We start from the raw sequence: 17,401 nt of genomic DNA on the forward strand, positions 1-17,401 counted from the left end.
CTAAAAATAGAACAGCAAAAGCCCAATCCAAGGATTGGGCCTTTTAAATAATTTACTTATTCAACGTAATTGAAATTTACTTAAAGGGTTCAAGAACGTTCAATTCCGAAACCAATTCGCTCCCTCATCCATATGCACGAAGGGGATATCCGTATCAATTACACCTTTGATTCGTTCTAACTCAACATCTTCCCCTTCAAGCCATTTCGCAAAATCTATTGAAGTCGGCTCCTGGTCCCCTCCCAAGGCAATCCAAGCTTTCATCTCCTTAGGTAAATAAGCGGATGTATGAATCGTTCCAGCCCAGCTGCTATATAAATCCGAGAAGACGCCTCGATTGGTATCATTAAACAACCTGTAAGCATCGTAGGCAGATGAAAGTCTCCCTTCATGATCTTGGATGATCTCCAATCGGCGTTTCGAATCGATAAGATGGTTACGGTTCTCATTTTTCATGATTTCAAAGTGATTGGTACAGGCATTTGACGTGCGCACCTCTACATTTCTTGGAGAGGTTTCCACGATATAGGTACTTCCGCTTTTATCATAGACGACGTAAGTGAAGGAATGACGATGCGGGATTTCCTTCAACATCTCGACCGCTTCCTGTACGTTCGCACACGATTCAACAATCAGTCTGCCAATCATGCAGCAAATGAATCCATCACCAGGGTTCTTGCGATTCATGAAATTATAGCCTATCACCAAACCTTTTTCATTCATTCCATCCATTCGGCCAGTCCCTCGCTGACTCGGGCCGATGCTTGAATACCCTTGATCGGTTGGCTGGAATAAAACATAGCGTCCTTCATATGTCTTTGGGTGGTAATCATAATTGCGAATCAGATAATCATCGCCAGTCATGATGGAGCAGCCCGACCGGACATAATCCAACCGATATCCACCGAACTCTTGCAGCACGCGGTCAATTGGCCATTTCAACGCTTCTTGCAACCCCAGTAATTCTTCCCAAACTCCAGGGGCGAATTGTGTAATTGCTGTCTTGACCTCTTCTTCCTCAACCGTAAACCGCGGCTGCCTAATCTTCCACTGATCTTCACGATTTTTCACCGTAAGTGAATCTTTTAATTCCTTCCCTTGCATGTACCCAAACCCATAATGTGTACCCCGAAATTGTATGACATCACTATATATTTGCTTCACGGCTTATCCCTCATTTACAATAGTTGCTATTCAAATTAAGGATACTTGAAGTATTGTTGAAAATAAAGAAGATAAGCCTTAAATTTATGAATCAACTCACCACCCCATACCTCCCTCTGTAACTAGACTTATTTATAAGGGGGGACGGATCATGGGGATGAAATTACCGGCACTCCATTGGATTTATGTTGTATTTATTGCATTGATATTAGGGTATAAGACAAGGAATACCCGGTTTAAAATTAAATACATAAATAAAGAGAATCCAATATAGTACTGGATTCTCAAATAGATTGAATTAGGTAAAATTATTGTAAATGGTTTTGTTGTTGTCCCATTTGGCCATATTGCTGATTGCTCATTTGCTGTTGACCTTGCTGTTGACCCAATTGGTTAAATTGCTGTTGTGCTTGACCTACTACTTGATTGATCTGGTTAAGCGCTTGAGTTGTTTGTGCATATTGAAGACATTGGTTTAAAGATTGGATTGCTTGTTGAATGGACTGTTGTAATTGTTGATCAGTTTGTTGCAGTTGGTTTTGTGCTTGGCTAGCAAATTGCTGGATTTGTTCCATTAATTGATTTTGTTGTTGATTTTGCTGTTGATTTTGTTGCCCTGAATTTTGCCCGCTATTTGATAGTGAATTTTGAAGATGATTCAATTGAGTTCTAAAATCACTTAACTCTTGAGCAATTTCAACATCCACCGTTTTTTTAACTTCTGATTCAATCTTTTTTTTAGTATTATTATCCATAAGAAATCCCTCCGCATTGAAAATTAACCTTTAAAAAAAGGCCCTTTATTAAATTGTTCAATACATGTGGTAAATATCCATAAAGATTTAAAAACCTTATCGAAGGCTAATACCAATTCACTATTTCAGTATAATTGCATTACAAATAAAAAAAGGCCTCTCAATTAAGAGAAGACTTTTACAATGGGGAGGGTTACCACTTTTGTGGGAGAACAATAATATATGTGTCGCCAATCAAATCCATTTATAATTCATCCTCTTTTTTATGCAGCAAACAAATTAGTCTTTTTAGACTTCTTGAATTTATATCATCCCGACCCGGATTATATCCTTCGAATATAGTTCCTGTAGAATCCAAGTGAGATTGCCTATTGGACCTTTTTTGACAGTGACAATTGCAGCCTTAGTCTTAGCCCCATTTTCCATACACATATCAAGGTTTTTTTTTGGACTCCTTATTAAGTTCTTTTTTAGAGCTTTAATAAGTACTGATTTTGTTTCAATACCATAAAACCCATTCGTAACAAGACATTATTTATAACGATTTTTACGTTTTTTGAGGTGGACCTGACTTTTTCATTTCCCTGTTCGAAGGTTTGGTATCCTCTTTATAATCAGATTACACAAGAAAAAATACTCTGGCCAAATAATCAGGTTGTTGCTTCCTGAACTAGGCACTTTGAAAATAAAGTAAATAAGCCTTTAAATTTATGAAACAACTCACCCCCCCATACCTCCCTCATAATCTGTAACTAGGCATATTATGAGGGGGGGACGGATCATGGAGTTGGAATTAACGGCACTCCATTGGATTTATGTTGTATTTATTGCATTGATAATCGGGTTTATGGTAAAACGTCGTGATACTACCCTCATCTGCATAATTGGAATTTTTATTTTGGCTTTAGTGGCTACAGGCAGTTTAGCCTCATCCATAAGCGGGATATTCAACAGCTTCATTTTTGCAATCACGGAACTAATGCCCACGATATTAATCATTTCAATCATAGTCGCCATGAGCACGGTTTTAACGAATTCCGGCATTAACGATGTCATGATCGCACCATTTGCGAATTTCATTAAAAATCCTACACTTGCCTTTTGGATTATCGGGATCGTCATGATGATCATATCCTGGTTTTTCTGGCCATCACCGGCCGTTGCCTTACTTGGGGCGGTCCTGCTTCCCGTTGCATTACGTGCTGGTTTACCTGCGTTAGGCGTGGCGATGGCGATGAACCTTTTTGGTCATGGAATTGCATTATCAGGGGATTTCATCATTCAAGCTGCACCTAAACTAACGGCGGATGCCGCTTCCATCCCAGTCGGTGATGTCATCGCTGCGAGCATTCCCCTTGTCATTACAATGGGGGTCGTCACCACCCTCTCCGCCTTTATCCTTTTAAAGCGGGATATGAAACTTGGCAGAATCAAGGCGGCAGATAATGAAGGGGGCGTCCAAGATCAAACATTCAGTGAGGATCTGCTCACACTGGCACAAAAGAAGTTTTTTGCCGTCTTCATTCCAATCGCATTTCTGTTAGATGTTGTGGCATTGTCGATTTTGAAACTGCAAGGCGGGGATGCCACGGCGTTGGTTGGCGGTACAGCCGTTTTCATTTTGCTGATTTTATCCCTTGTCGCTCATAAACAACAAGGACTTGAAAAATCAACGGCCTATTTGATTCAGGGTTTTCAATTTGGCTTCAAAGTATTCGGACCCGTCATTCCAATCGCTGCATTCTTCTATTTAGGTGATTCTGGCTTCAATCAGATCATCGGTGCCTATCTACCAAAAACTTCTCTCGGCATCGTCAATGATCTCGGTGCCGCCTTAGCGGCTTCCGTTCCTTTAACGAAAGAAATAGCCGCCGTCACCTTAACGGGAATTGGTGCCATCACTGGCTTGGATGGATCGGGCTTCTCAGGCATTTCTTTAGCGGGATCGGTTGCCAAACTATTTGGAACGGCAATCGGAAGCGGAACCGCCACATTGACCGCCCTTGGGCAAATAACCGCGATTTGGGTTGGCGGAGGTACCCTGATTCCATGGGCATTAATCCCAGCCGCTGCAATTTGTAACGTCAGTCCTTTTGAACTTGCACGCCGGAACCTGCTGCCGGTAACAATTGGTTTAGTAGTCACTACAATAGTCGCGATGATTATCATTTAGCTTAATGTACTCCTGTGTTCCTAAACAGGGTAGATTGATTTTAAATAATCCTAAATCGATCGACATAGCGGATGATTATCGATAAATTACGATATCTTACTTGAATCTCATCCCCCATGTTAAGCTTAAAATAGAGTTGATAAGCGTGAGAGCTAATGCTCTAAATATGCAACTGCATCTATCGAAGACGTATCAACCTACTCTAACAGTTGTAAAGGAATCAAATATTTTCAGTTTATAAGCAATGTTCTCCCCATCTTTCTATTGCTGATTGCTTTCATAACCTCGCTTGTTTATAAAAAAAACGAAATCCCCTCCATTAGTGAAACAGGGGATTTCGTTTTTTAGGTGGCATAAGGATTATCGGACAATACCCCCTAAATGTATAGGGTATAATCAGTTACACAAACATATTAGACTGATAATGCTGAAATACACCGAATTGAATATCATATTGCAAAAAAATCATTCACTATGTTCCTTTAAGAATTGAATGGTTTGCTCAAAAGTTTGTTCAGCATGCGGGATGGTAAAATCAAATTGGTATTCATGACCTAAGTCCGTATTTGTTCCATCAAATAGAACACTTTCTATTTCCACTCCTTGTTTTTCAAGAACGTCTATAAGTTCTGCTGATTGTGGTGCTAGTGGATCCGCATCTCCAACTGTCAAAAAGGTAGGAGGGTAATATGGTGTTATATGTTTAACTGTAGACATCTCATTCAGTCTAGAGAAAGCTTTATAATCCTTTTTCCCTGTATATGCCCAAAACACCGAGTCGATCCCCTTCTTTATCACCGGCGAAGACTGAGTACCCATTTCGTCCATGTTATAAATCCCACAATATAAAAGTGCACCTTTTAACTGTTCTTTATCAATTGAAGGTTGAATATCCATTGACCTTGCGAGTGCTTCATTCGTTATTAACGCAACGGTTTGACTAGCGATTTGCGCACCAGCTGAGTCCCCCCCGATAAATAGTTTATTCATATCACCACCGTATTTTGCGATATTCTCCTGTAAAAAATTGAGGGCTTGGTTGGCTTGCAGAATTGGACCGGGATATTTTTGTCCTGGTGCAATCGCATAGTTTATATTTGCCACGACATATCCCTCATTGGCTAATGCCATTCCATATTCTTTTGTTTGTTCCTTACTGCCTGATACAAAAGCACCTCCGTGTATCCACATGATAACGGGGAGTGGTTTATTCATATTTTTGGGATAATAAATATCTAAAATACTATTATCCATTCCATGCTTATCATAAGTTAAATCTTTTTCTACATGAACCTGTTCTTTAATGATCTCCATGTTTTTAGGAGATGCAAAAGAATCTGCTTCGAAAAGCTGCTTGATCATAAAGGTATTAAGTACCGGTGTGAATTTCCCTATTATTAATACAAGGATAATTGGAATGATCATGATAGAGATGGGAATCATCCATCGTTTTTTCTTATAAAGCTTGGTCGTTGTTATCAATTGCGTCAACCCTTCTTTATCTTTCTAATTAAACATGAAAATCCGTATTGAGATCCATTCTTTCAAAAAAACTATTTGGAGCATTTTTTTGCTTCATATTCTTTATATCAAAGGTAAATTTTTCGTACCGTTATGAGTCAATGTTTAATCATATCCCCAAACATACTGGCTGAAAATAATAATATCAACCAATGATAATTGTTCACCCTTTAACTTTAGAGACTTTAGCTGCTCCAATTCGAGACTTACATGATAATATACATGATTTCAATTAATAGTGTCTAGCCCATTAATAACCAGCTTAAAAACCAAAGTCACATTATAGCTTAGATAGAAAAAAAGGACCCAAAAGTGGCTGAAATCATTTCATCTTTAAAATCTGGATATAATCCATAATTCTAGAGTCATGATCCGAACACTTTTGGGTCCTATTCTTTTTACATTAATCATTCCTAATCCAAGTTCACAAATAACTGCATATACCTAAATCAGAATTTCACAACGACTTCTTAGTAAATACTCTTGAATGATTTTTAATACAATATCTTGGTTTTGCTTTAAATAGAAATGATCTCCCTTTAACATATGCAATCCTTCAATATGTTCAATGTATTCATTCCATCTTTCCATACTTTCCGTCGTCACGGAATCCTCTGAGCCCAATAGCAAAACTGCTTTATTTCCCACCTTTTTTTTGCGTTTATTTTCATCGTGGTAGTTGGCTAAAACATTTAAATCCGATTGTATTATCGGCAGGAATAATGTCATGAAATCTTCCGTTTCTAAGAGCTCCTTGTTCGTTCCCCCGATTTTTTTCAGTGATTGTTTTAAATTATTTGAATTAGAACAATCGATTTGATCTACTTTATAATCTGGGGACGATTTACTTGAAATGAATAAATGCTCTACTTTATTGCCATATCTCCCTTCTAATTTTGCCGCAATTTCATAGGCTACTATCGCACCCATGCTATGTCCAAACAAAGAGATGTTTTCCAATGCTTGAATTTGATATTTCGTTTCCATTTCTTCCATTAGGCTATCCGTCAGATCAGCCATATGGTCACGCAATGGTTCACTATATTTACTGCCATGTCCAGGGTATTCCAACGGGACTACCTCTATCACATCGTCATCAAATTTCCACTCTCTATAAAAAGATGCACTTCCCCCAGCATAAGGGAAACAAAAAAGTGTTTTCTTCAGTCCTTTCATCCCCCTTCTCCAGTTCAATAAAGATTATTTCAACATGAACTTCATAAAGTTTTCCACATACCTTGAATCAATTTCCGGCATTTTCATTGATAGCCATTCCATATCCTTCTTGGTTTTGGATTGAAGGATTTCCGACTCTTTTAATTTTGTTGATTCATCAATTAACTGGGACAAAGCACTTAATGAATGAATCTCATTAGATTGTGTCTTTTCCTTTAAAGATTGTAACCATTCTTGCAAATCCATATTGGAGTAAGGTATATTATTTTTTTCGAAGAAGGAGGTCACGAATTCACTTGAAACCCTCTGATCATTGAACATGTGATAGATTCCGAGTTTCTGATTCTCATTCAATCTTGATATTTTATACATAAACTCACTTACAAAGTCGACTGGCATCAATTCAAAATGAATTTCCTCTTTAAATGGCAATATCCTTTGTTCAATAAATGATTCAAAAACCTTGTACAGCATATCCTTCTCGTTCCAAACCCCGTTTAGTGAATTAGATGAAATCCGGCCTAATCGGAAAATATCGATTGTCAATCCATATTCCCTTGCTTCAAGAAGCAGTTTCTCTGCTACCCATTTGGACTGGCTGTACCCGATCATTAAATCTGGGGAGTAAACCAATTCGTCTTCCTCATCCCATTTCCTTTCGCCGGTCAATACAGAAAGCGTTGAGGCATAATAGATGTTTTTCCGAGTGTATGATGAAGCAAACTTAATGATCTCCACTACACCATCCACATTTGAAACTTTTGATTTACTATACGGCTCGAAGAAGTTCGTTTCGGCACCGACATGATATACATGGGAAACATCATTGCTTAATTTCTCATATGTCATATCATCCAAACCGAATTGATGTTTACTAAAATCGCCTTCAATTACAACGATTCGGCTTTCGAACTCATCCTGCCAAAGACCATATTTCGTTAAAGTATCTTTCAATCTATTTCTTGAAGGAAATCTAACCAAACAATATATTTTGACATTTTCCAATTCCCGTAACAATTTGTTTAATAGATGGGCTCCTAAAAACCCTGTTCCACCAGTAATCATCATATTCTTTTCAAATTGAACTGGTTTAGTGCATATTTTCCTTATTTTCTCCATAAGCGATCGATCGAGTGTGGAGTCCTTCTCCATCAGAGCTTCCATACTGCCAGATGAATCAATTTCAAGTGCACCAACAAATTTATTCACTGTGTTATTTTCCAATAAAATCTGTAAAGTAGCTTCAGGAAGTACAGTTTCCTTCATTATATAGACCAGTTTGGTAGCTAAAATGGAATGACCTCCATTTTCAAAGAAATTGTCGTCTAATCCTAAACTTTGATTTCCTAATATATTTCTCCAAATCTCCAATACTTCTTTTTTCTTTCCATTTTCTTGATTGGCTAAAAAAATCTCATTTTGCATGATATCCATTTCCAATAATTTCGCCTTATCCACTTTACCGTTGGCATTAAGCGGAAAATCATCCACTCTGACAAAAAAGTGTGGAATCATATAATTTGGCAATTCATTGCCAAGATAATCTTTAATATCCTTTTCAGCATTTTGCGCGTTTTCATCCTTCTGTTTGTAATACGCGATAACATAATTCTCATCATTGATGTTTTTAACTGCTACTACTGAACTTTCAACCTTCATGTACTTATCAAGCTTATCTTGAATTTCATTCAGTTCTATTCTAAAGCCGCGAATTTTCACTTGACTGTCTTTTCGTCCTTTGTAAAGGATCTCACCATTATTTAACCGGATGCCATGATCACCTGTTTTATACCACTTCGTTTGATTCAAATCATCCATGATCAAAGCTTGTTCTGTTAATTGTGGCTGATTTAAATAGCCTCTCATGACCCCTTGACCGCCAATGTGGATTTCACCTATTTCGCCATCGCCTACCTCAACTTGTTCTTCAGATAAAATCCTGATTTCGACATTGGTCAATGGCTTTCCAATGGGAATAACATCTACATCCTTATCTGCGACTTCATGACAAATGGCAAAGGTTGTGCATTCAGTTGGTCCATACCCATTAATCAAGGAAAAATGACCAATTGCCTGCTTCAATCTTTTGACATGGGAAATCGAGATTTTATCTCCTCCAACCACAATTTTCTTTAATCCTTCAAAAATTAATGGATCCTCATCAACCATTGCATTGAAAAGACCTGTCGTAAAAAAAGCTACATCCACCTTTCCAACCGATATCGCTTCTTTCCAATCATCAAAAGAAGTGAACTCATTCGTCATCAGGAATAATGTTGCTCCATTTAATAACGCTCCCCATATCTCAAAAGTTGCGGCGTCAAAGCAAGGGTTGGAAAATTGAGCCACTCTATTATTTTCGTTTATTTCAAGTATTTCAGAGTTCAATACTAAATTGACTACGCTTCTTTGTTCTATCATTACGCCTTTTGGTTTTCCAGTCGTTCCAGATGTATAAATAACATACGCTAGACCATTCTCTGAAGAACGGTTCACAGGCGTGTGCCCTTCCCTGCTCAGTTCTTTAATCTCAAATGGAATTGGTTCAATATCCAATTCACTGAGCTTCCCTTCATGATCATTAAATGATAAGAAGAACTCCATATCCGTATCCTCAAGCATATATTCCAATCTTTTTAATGGGTATTTTTCATCTATTGGAACATAGCAACAGCCAGACTTTATAATGGCAAGCATCCCTACGATCAGTTCAATGGACCTTTTGCTTGGAATCCCGATCATCGTTTCTTCTTGAATTCCCATGTCAATGATCCTTTTGGCAAGATTATTTGAGAGAATATCTAATTCTTTATAAGTTATTTGCCGTTCATTATCATAAAGTGCCGCTTTTGATTGATTATCGCCCGCCATTTTTTTAAAAGCTTCAGTTATTGACATCAATTTATTCGTCGTCATCGATTTACTTATCATCGGGCCCCAACTTTCAAGTGATTTATTAATTTACCAATAGATAGTGTTTCATCTTTTGTTAGATTTAAGAATATTTCTTGCATGGAATCCATAAAACTTAAAATTTCATTTTCATCGAATTTATTGTTTTTATAAATGATTTTATAATGCAACTTTGATTGCACTACAGCTGCAGAGAACGTAAGATCGAAATTAGTTGATTCACTTCCAACTGAACTTTCGATTATGATTGGCGAATCATCTGCCAGTTCTGCGCCCGGATAATTTTCGAATACAAATATATGTTGAAATAAATCCCTATCCCATGGAATTTCAGCGTATTGCTTTATATCCGTAAGTGAACTGAACTCATACTCTCTCATTTGTAATTGCTTGTTTTGAATAGCGGTGAAATAGGATTGTAAATCATCCTCCCAATCGATTTTCAAAGAGAATGGAAGAGTATTGATCAATAAGCCTACAGCTGATTCGATATGCGGAATGCTGAGGTTCCTTCCTGAGCTTGTCACCCCATAACATACTGAGTTGCTTTCACTAAGGTAAGATAGAACGATTCCCCAAACTCCTTGAACAACGGTATTAATTGTTTTTCTATGCCGCTTGGATAACTCTATCAATTCTTCAGTAAGCTCTTCAGGTAAGCTATATTCAATAACTTTATCCGATGTAAAAGCTTCCTTATCCGTTTTCTTACTCACCAGTGCTTTTACTTGTTCGAAATCGCTCAACTCTTTGTTCCAGAAAGCTGCTTCTTCCTGTTTATTAATATTTCTTACATGGTTCATGACTTGTTTATAAGCATACTTATGTTCATCACTGTCTTTTAACGTACTGGATGGATTTCGATAATTATCCAAAAAATGATTAATGACGATTTGCAGGCTCCAGCCATCTATTAAAGCATGATGATGTGTCCAGATGAATTTAAAACGATGATCCGATAGCTGAATTAAGGTGATGTTCATGAGCGGCCCATTCTCTAAATCCGTTTGTCTGCTCCTGCTTTGTTCTAATAGATTTTCTATCTTGGATTCTGACTCGTCTACACTGAACATCGTTAGATTCACATGATTAAACACATAATAAATATCATTGAGTATGATTTGATAACGGTCCCCCAATTGATTGCGCCTGAAAACCGATCTTAGGACGTCGTATTTTCTGCAAGTATCATTCCAGGCTTCTTCTAATTTATCCAGATCAAGATCGCCTATTAAGTCGATGGATAGCTGCGAGATATATTCAGGACTTTGAGTTACTTCGCTATGGAATAACATCCCTTCTTGAAGTGATGTCACTGGGTAAATCTCTTCAATATTATTAAACTTATTAATAAAATGCTTAATTGTACTTCCATCAACTATTTCCTCTGATTCAAAATCCGTTTCGATAATAGAGTCATTCAAATCTGCACTTCCGCTTAAAACTTTGTTTAATTGTGCTTCAACTTCTTTACATATCATTTGGAAGTTTTCATTGTTGCTATCCCCGATAATATTCAGCATAAGTCTATTGTTTACGATGCTAGCGACAAAATTGAGTTTATATGGAAATTTGTAGTTCAAATCGATATTGCTGCTATTGGTTTGTTGCATATCACCTGTATTATTAAACTGACCTAGATAGTTGTAACTCACAAGGCTTTCTGGATAACGATAATCCCGAGTGGAAATATACTTTAGGATTCCAAAGTCAAACCCTTTGTTCGGCACACTTCTTATTATGTTCTTCGTATTTCTCAGTGTAGATCCCAAAGACGCCCTTCCTTCAATCCTTACTGGATAGATGGAGGTGAACCACCCTACCGTCCTTGAAAGATCAACGCCTTCCTCAATATCCTCTCGACCATGTCCTTCTAAATCGAGCCAAAATTCATTGATTCCCATACGATTGGAAAACACCTGGGCGATAACTGATAATAAAACTTCATCAATCGTCGTTTTATGTTTTCTTAATGTATTTTTAATGAGGTTTTGTGTTTGATCCTCATCCACTTCTATTTTGTACATGTTTTCAAAATCACACGTTTCTCCTAAGCTTTTCGTCAGCGGAGAAACGGGAGTATTCATTTCCTTTTCCCAATATTGAACGGCTTCTTCCGATAGGTCAGTGTTCTGATATTCGTTTAGTTTCTCGGACCATTGTTTATAAGAAGTCGTTTTTAAAGGAAGTGATAGTTCTTGTTCATTCTTCATCTGCTGATAACATCTTTCGAAATGTTCAAGAAGTATCCTCCATGAAACACCATCAACTACGAGGTGGTGAATCACCCAAAAGATCCTTACCTCCCTTTGATCCCTGAAAAGAAGAAACTTCATCATGGGGCCATTGTGTATGTTTAAACTTTGTTGGGCGTTTTCTTCTAGCTCCTTAATTTCCTTCAAACTATTTTCATCTTTAAAACTTGAAACATTATACTCATAAAAACCGCATGCTGTATCAGCATCCCCAATATTCCCTATATATGAATCACCATGTTTTTCAAATAATGTCCTTAATACGTCGTGCTGATCAATTAATTTCATGATGATTTTTTTAAATTGTTCAGTTGATAATGTATTATCCTTCATTAATACTACGGACTGATTCCAATGATGGATATTCTCATGATTTTCATTAAAAAACCATGATTGAATAGGCGTTAACGGGACATAACCTGATATTGTTTCTTGAACCACTTGGTTTTGCTCCAATTCATTCACAATATTCCCCAACTCGCGGACCGTTTGGTATTCAAATAAATCTTTAGGAGTTATAAATAAATCTTTTTCTTTTGCAGCAGAGCATATTTGAATACTGATGATTGAATCACCGCCACATTCAAAGAAGTTATCATCCGGGCCTATAGTGGGATCATTTAAAACGTTTCTCCATATTGTCAGAAGCGCTGTTTCAGTTTTGGACAATTCTTGCACATCCAGCACTTTTCCCTTCCGCTCGTCTATCTGTTCCGTCCATTTCGGCAGGGATTTCCGATCAACTTTCCCATTCGGCGTCAAAGGAAATTTATCCAGTTGCATAAAATGAGCAGGAATCATGAATGCAGGCAGTGTTTCTTTCAATCGTCTTCTGATTGATTCTATCGAAACCACATCACTCACCGTATAATAAGCAATTAGCCTTTTATTCTCAAATTCATCTTCCAATACCGTTACATAACTATCCTTGATTTCTTCCATCATTCGTAAGGAAACATTAACCTCCGATAGTTCAACCCGGTATCCCCTTATTTTCACTTGATCGTCCGCTCTGCCTATATAGACTAATTCCCCAGCTTTGTTATGCTTAACTAAATCCCCGGTTCTATATACTTTTTCTGCAGGGTTGAATGGATTGGCTATGAACTTTTCATTTGTCAGGCTCTCATTATTCAAATATCCCCTTGCTAACCCAATTCCTCCAACGTATAGTTCACCAACCGATCCTGCCGGAACTAGTTTCCGGTTTTCATCCAAAACAAGTACAACTGTGTTAGTCAGAGGCTTCCCAATTGAAACAACGAATTCATTCGCTATCTCTTCATTCGGAGGAAATAGTTTAAAACTTGTACACACCGAATATTCTGTAGGCCCATAGGCATTAAAAAACGATATATGTTTAAACTTTGAAACGAGCTCAAATGGACATTCAGAACCTGCAGATCCCAGTACTTTAATACTGTTCAATTCCGTGATTGGCAGTTCCTTCAACACGGCAGGCGGTAAAATGATATGGGAAATTCCTTCTCCCTTAATTTGTTCAACAAGTTTACTCATGTCAAATTGATTTTCTTTATCCACACTTATATGCAGTTCGGCACCAAATAAAAGTGAGCTAAAAACCTCAATGACGGATGAATCAAAATTAAATGTAGCGAATTGCAACACTCTAGCTGATGTGTCTAAACACATCATTTTATTTTGGTTATACACTAAGTTAATGATTCCTCTATGTTCTAACATGACTCCTTTTGGTCTGCCTGTCGTTCCCGAAGTATAAATGACATACGCTAGATTTCTCTGATCCGGAATGTGAAGATTGGCGTCCATTAACAGATCCGATTCTTTTTCAATATCTTCAAAATATATTATTTTAGCTGAATCGATCAATTCATTCACACCGAGTTCTTTGTGACTCAAACAATAGGAAATGGACGAATCTTGGACCATATAGCTTAATCGCTCATTAGGATAATGAGGATCCAATGGAACATACGCAGCTCCAGCTTTAATTACTGCCAACATCCCGGTAACCATATCAATTGATCGATTCACATAAATTCCGATTCTTTCTTCTGTAGAAATTCCCCTGCTTATTAAATGGTGTGAAAGACGATTGCTCTTATGATTCAATTCGCGATATGTAATGGTTCTGGGACCATCAACAATGGCTACCTTATCAGGAAATCTCTCAACAATTTTATAGAATGCTTCTGGGATTGTATCATCGATCCCCTCAAACTGAACGGTTTCTCCCTGCCATTCTTCCAATAATACTTTCTCCTGCTTCTTACTCACTACAGATACTTGGTCAATGTATCGTTCAGGCTCGTATGTAATTGTCCGAATCCACTCCAAGAAATTTTCACCTAATAATCGAATGGTTTGTTCATTGAAAATACCTGAATTATACTCAAAAGCGAATAAAAGTTTATCTTCATATTCTTCCGCAGCTAAACTCAAATCGAATTTTGCTACCTTTGATTTTATTACTTCAGGCGTTATCTTTATGTATTCACTTTCAAATGCAGCTTTAGCATTATTTTGTAAAATGAAGACGGTTTGAAATAAAGAAGTGGTTACTAAATTTCTTTCAGGGTTAATGACTTCAACAATTTTCTCCAATGTCATTTGCTGATGATCATAGATGTCAATGATATGATTTGTATTTCTTTGAAGAATCTCTTCAAATGTTTCCCCGGGTCCCAGCTTTAATCTAAAGGGGAGTGTATTGACAAAATAACCTATCGATTTCCCTGTTCCTTCAATCATTCGATTCGCCAAAGGACTTCCGACAATGATATCGTTTTGACCTGTATATTTTGCTAGAAAAGACTGGTACATCGTTAGAAGTGTCATGAATAATGTCGAGTTTTTTTCAATGGACATCCGCTTTAAACCTTGGAGCTCTTCCCTTGTTAGCTCCACTATAAAACTACTGCCATCGTTGCGATTTTCTTTTGTACGCATAGAATCTATAGGAAGCTCCAATTTAGGTAATTCCCCAGATAAGTTTGTTTCCCAAAATAGCGTTTCTTCTTTAATGTTACTTTCCAACCAGCTTTTTTGCTCAATGGCAAAATCCTTATATTGTGTAAAGTCGTTTCCAAGGTTAAGTTCCTTTTCATTCACTTCACTGTCATAAAATGATAACCATTCATCTAAAAATATACTCACTGACCATCCATCAAAAACAAAATGGTGGAGATTCACAAATAAAACAGACTCATTTTCACTCAATTTAACAAGTTTCAATGTCAAGAGAGGACCTTTTTCAAGTTCAAAGATTTCCGATTGGACGTCATCTTCAATTTGCAGCAAACGGGTCGTTTGCTGTTCTGCCTTTAATTCAGAGAGGTCCATTTCATTTATTTTAATGTACAAATCTTCCTTAATTTCTTGATAGCCTTTACCGTCCTTTTCATGCACGATGGTCCTTAAGATTTCATGTCTATCGATGACATGGTTGACGGCTTTTTCCAGGAGTGAAGTATCTACTTTGCCAGTAATTTTATATTTCTGAGGAATGTTATAATTGGTTGTTTTACCATTGAGTTTTTCGTTGAACCACAAAGCCTCTTGGTTACTGGATAAAACATGATTTTCCGTTTGGATTTCTTTGTGCTCACTGTCAGTATCTGAAATTCGAGTCATGATGAAGGCCGTCAACGAATCGATCGTTGAATTTTGAAAAATATTTTTCAAAGTTAGAATTTGGTTGTATTCTTTATTTAACTTTGTCAATAACTTCATGGCTAATATCGAGTGACCGCCCATTTCAAAAAAATCGGCATCTTTTTCGATTTGACTTGTTGATAAGACTTCCAAAAATGTCTTTTCTACAAATGATGAAACTAATTGCGTTTCATCTTTAGGAGATGTAATCACTTCTGGAAAGATCTTATGACTTAGCAATTTTAATGTGGGATTTTCAAATAAATCAGTCAATTTCATATTCGCATCAAGTCGTTTATTCACCTTAGATACCAATTTCATGGCTGTTATCGAATGCCCGCCCAATTGAAAGAAGTCACCATTAATCTCAGTATTCAAGAAAAACTCTTGCCATATTTCTTTAAGTTCTTGATTAACCGATGCCGAAGTGATCGAATGGTCACTTGTTGCATGAAAGTCATTACCTACATTTTTCTTTAGTTTTGAAAAATCAACATCGACATATATTTCGTCAATTTGCTGTGCTTTTGTAATTTGATGGGCAATCTGCATGAAGGCTGATTGTATATCATTTACTAGTGAACGCTCTATGAAGCAGCGATTAAAATACAATTTGCATTTAATGGTTTCTTTATTATCCTGGGCTTGTAATGATAACGGAAAGCTATGTGATTCTTTTCCGCCTTCAACTTCCCAGTTGATACTATTGCCTTCATTTTTAGCTTCCGGATAATTCTCATAAACAAATAACGTTTCGAAAATCGGATCTTCCTTCTTTAATTTCGTATGCCTTTTGATATCCACTAAAGAAATTTGAGAGTGCTCCAGCATATTGTTTAATGTTTCCTGGAACCGTTTCAGTAAATCAGTAACGCTGTCAGTATCGTTTATTTCAGCTATCATCGGAATCGTATTAATGAGCAACCCGACAATTTCTTCTGATTTGAATAAGTTATTCGACCTGCCAGAGCTCACAATTCCAAAGACTATTCGGTTTTGGTTGGACATTTCCTTTAGCACGATCGACCATATTAACTGCAATAATACATTAACCGTTACATGGTTTTTAGCGGCAAATTCTCTTAAAAGTTCACTCTGTTTTTTATCCAGCTCCCAAAATAGATCATTTTCCTGCCGGTTTTCCTTCACAGATTTCAGAACGGGGAATGTGATTGTCGGCTGCTCAATATCCTTTGCTAGCTCTTTCCAAAAACGTTTTAGATCTTCAGCATCAATTTTATTCATATATCGGATAAAATCTCCATATTGCTTTGGCTTTTCAATAAGCCGTTTTGAGTCCTTTCCTACAATTCGGCTGTAAATAACAAAGAGCTCATCGATGACTATGCTGGTACTCCAGCCATCCAAAATTATATGGTGATGAGTCCAAATCAAGATATGCTGATTTTCTTCAATTCTCACTAACTGGAGTTTCATCAAATTGGAGTTATTCACTTCCATCTGCTGGAATTTTGATGTCACTCTCTGAATTTCATTTAATTGATCATGTTTACTCAACTCCGTCATATCTATTATTTCTGGTTGATAGTCCATTGCATTGAATACAACCTGAACATTATTTTCAATATTTTTAGAGATGACCTTCATTCTTAATGCTTCATGACGTTCTACAACCTGACTCCATGCTTGGAATAATGCATTTACGTCAAGTGCGCCCGTTATCCTGATTCGCATTTGAGAAATGTAAAGGTTCTCAGCTGTATTGTTCATCTCCAGTTCGTAGAGGATTCCTTCTTGAAGCGGAGTTAATGAGTAGATATTCTGAATAGATTTCTCCAATTTAGCGC

7 protein-coding genes are annotated in these 17,401 nt (G+C 37.1%); 1 reads left to right on the plus strand and 6 read right to left on the minus strand.

Features of this window, described 5'->3' with window-relative positions; genetic code table 11:
- Positions 1 to 99: 99 nt before the first annotated feature.
- A complete protein-coding gene (locus AC1DVK_RS03465) occupies positions 100 to 1,164 on the minus strand; it encodes a C45 family autoproteolytic acyltransferase/hydolase (RefSeq protein WP_477625834.1) in 1,065 nt (354 codons plus the stop codon).
- A 308-nt stretch (positions 1,165 to 1,472) separates the two neighbouring features.
- Positions 1,473 to 1,919 (minus strand): hypothetical protein, encoded by a 447-nt coding sequence (locus tag AC1DVK_RS03470; RefSeq protein WP_477625835.1) that lies wholly within the window; start codon positions 1,917 to 1,919, stop codon positions 1,473 to 1,475.
- Positions 1,920 to 2,700: 781 nt separating this feature from the next.
- Between AC1DVK_RS03470 and AC1DVK_RS03475 the strand changes: the two genes are divergently transcribed.
- Complete coding sequence (locus AC1DVK_RS03475; protein WP_477625836.1) at positions 2,701 to 4,092, plus strand: hypothetical protein; 1,392 nt, start codon at positions 2,701 to 2,703, stop codon at positions 4,090 to 4,092.
- Between the two features lie 465 nt (positions 4,093 to 4,557).
- Here the strand turns inward: AC1DVK_RS03475 and AC1DVK_RS03480 are convergent, their stop codons facing one another.
- From AC1DVK_RS03480 to AC1DVK_RS03495, 4 genes are all read right to left on the minus strand, one after another.
- Positions 4,558 to 5,583: an alpha/beta hydrolase gene (locus tag AC1DVK_RS03480; RefSeq protein WP_477625837.1), complete on the minus strand. Its 1,026-nt coding sequence runs from the start codon at positions 5,581 to 5,583 to the stop codon at positions 4,558 to 4,560.
- A 474-nt stretch (positions 5,584 to 6,057) separates the two neighbouring features.
- Positions 6,058 to 6,789, minus strand: coding sequence for a thioesterase II family protein (locus AC1DVK_RS03485; RefSeq protein ID WP_477625838.1), 732 nt, complete (start codon positions 6,787 to 6,789; stop codon positions 6,058 to 6,060).
- 24 nt (positions 6,790 to 6,813) lie between these two features.
- Positions 6,814 to 9,720, minus strand: coding sequence for a non-ribosomal peptide synthetase (locus AC1DVK_RS03490; protein ID WP_477625839.1), 2,907 nt, complete (start codon positions 9,718 to 9,720; stop codon positions 6,814 to 6,816).
- Entirely contained in the window at positions 9,717 to 17,393 is a 7,677-nt protein-coding gene (locus AC1DVK_RS03495; protein ID WP_477625840.1) for an amino acid adenylation domain-containing protein, read from the minus strand. Before AC1DVK_RS03495 ends, AC1DVK_RS03490 begins: the two co-directional genes overlap by 4 nt.
- Positions 17,394 to 17,401 lie beyond the last annotated feature (8 nt).

This window comes from Peribacillus sp. P4_B1 (assembly GCF_056402395.1).

Excerpts from the sequence above, each read along its gene's own strand:
- AC1DVK_RS03470 (WP_477625835.1), bottom strand. The coding sequence starts at position 1,919 with ATGGATAATAATACTAAAAAAAAGATTGAATCAGAAGTTAAAAAAACG.
- AC1DVK_RS03475 (WP_477625836.1), top strand. The coding sequence starts at position 2,701 with ATGGAGTTGGAATTAACGGCACTCCATTGGATTTATGTTGTATTTATT.
- AC1DVK_RS03490 (WP_477625839.1), bottom strand. The coding sequence starts at position 9,720 with ATGATAAGTAAATCGATGACGACGAATAAATTGATGTCAATAACTGAA.
- AC1DVK_RS03485 (WP_477625838.1), bottom strand. The coding sequence starts at position 6,789 with ATGAAAGGACTGAAGAAAACACTTTTTTGTTTCCCTTATGCTGGGGGA.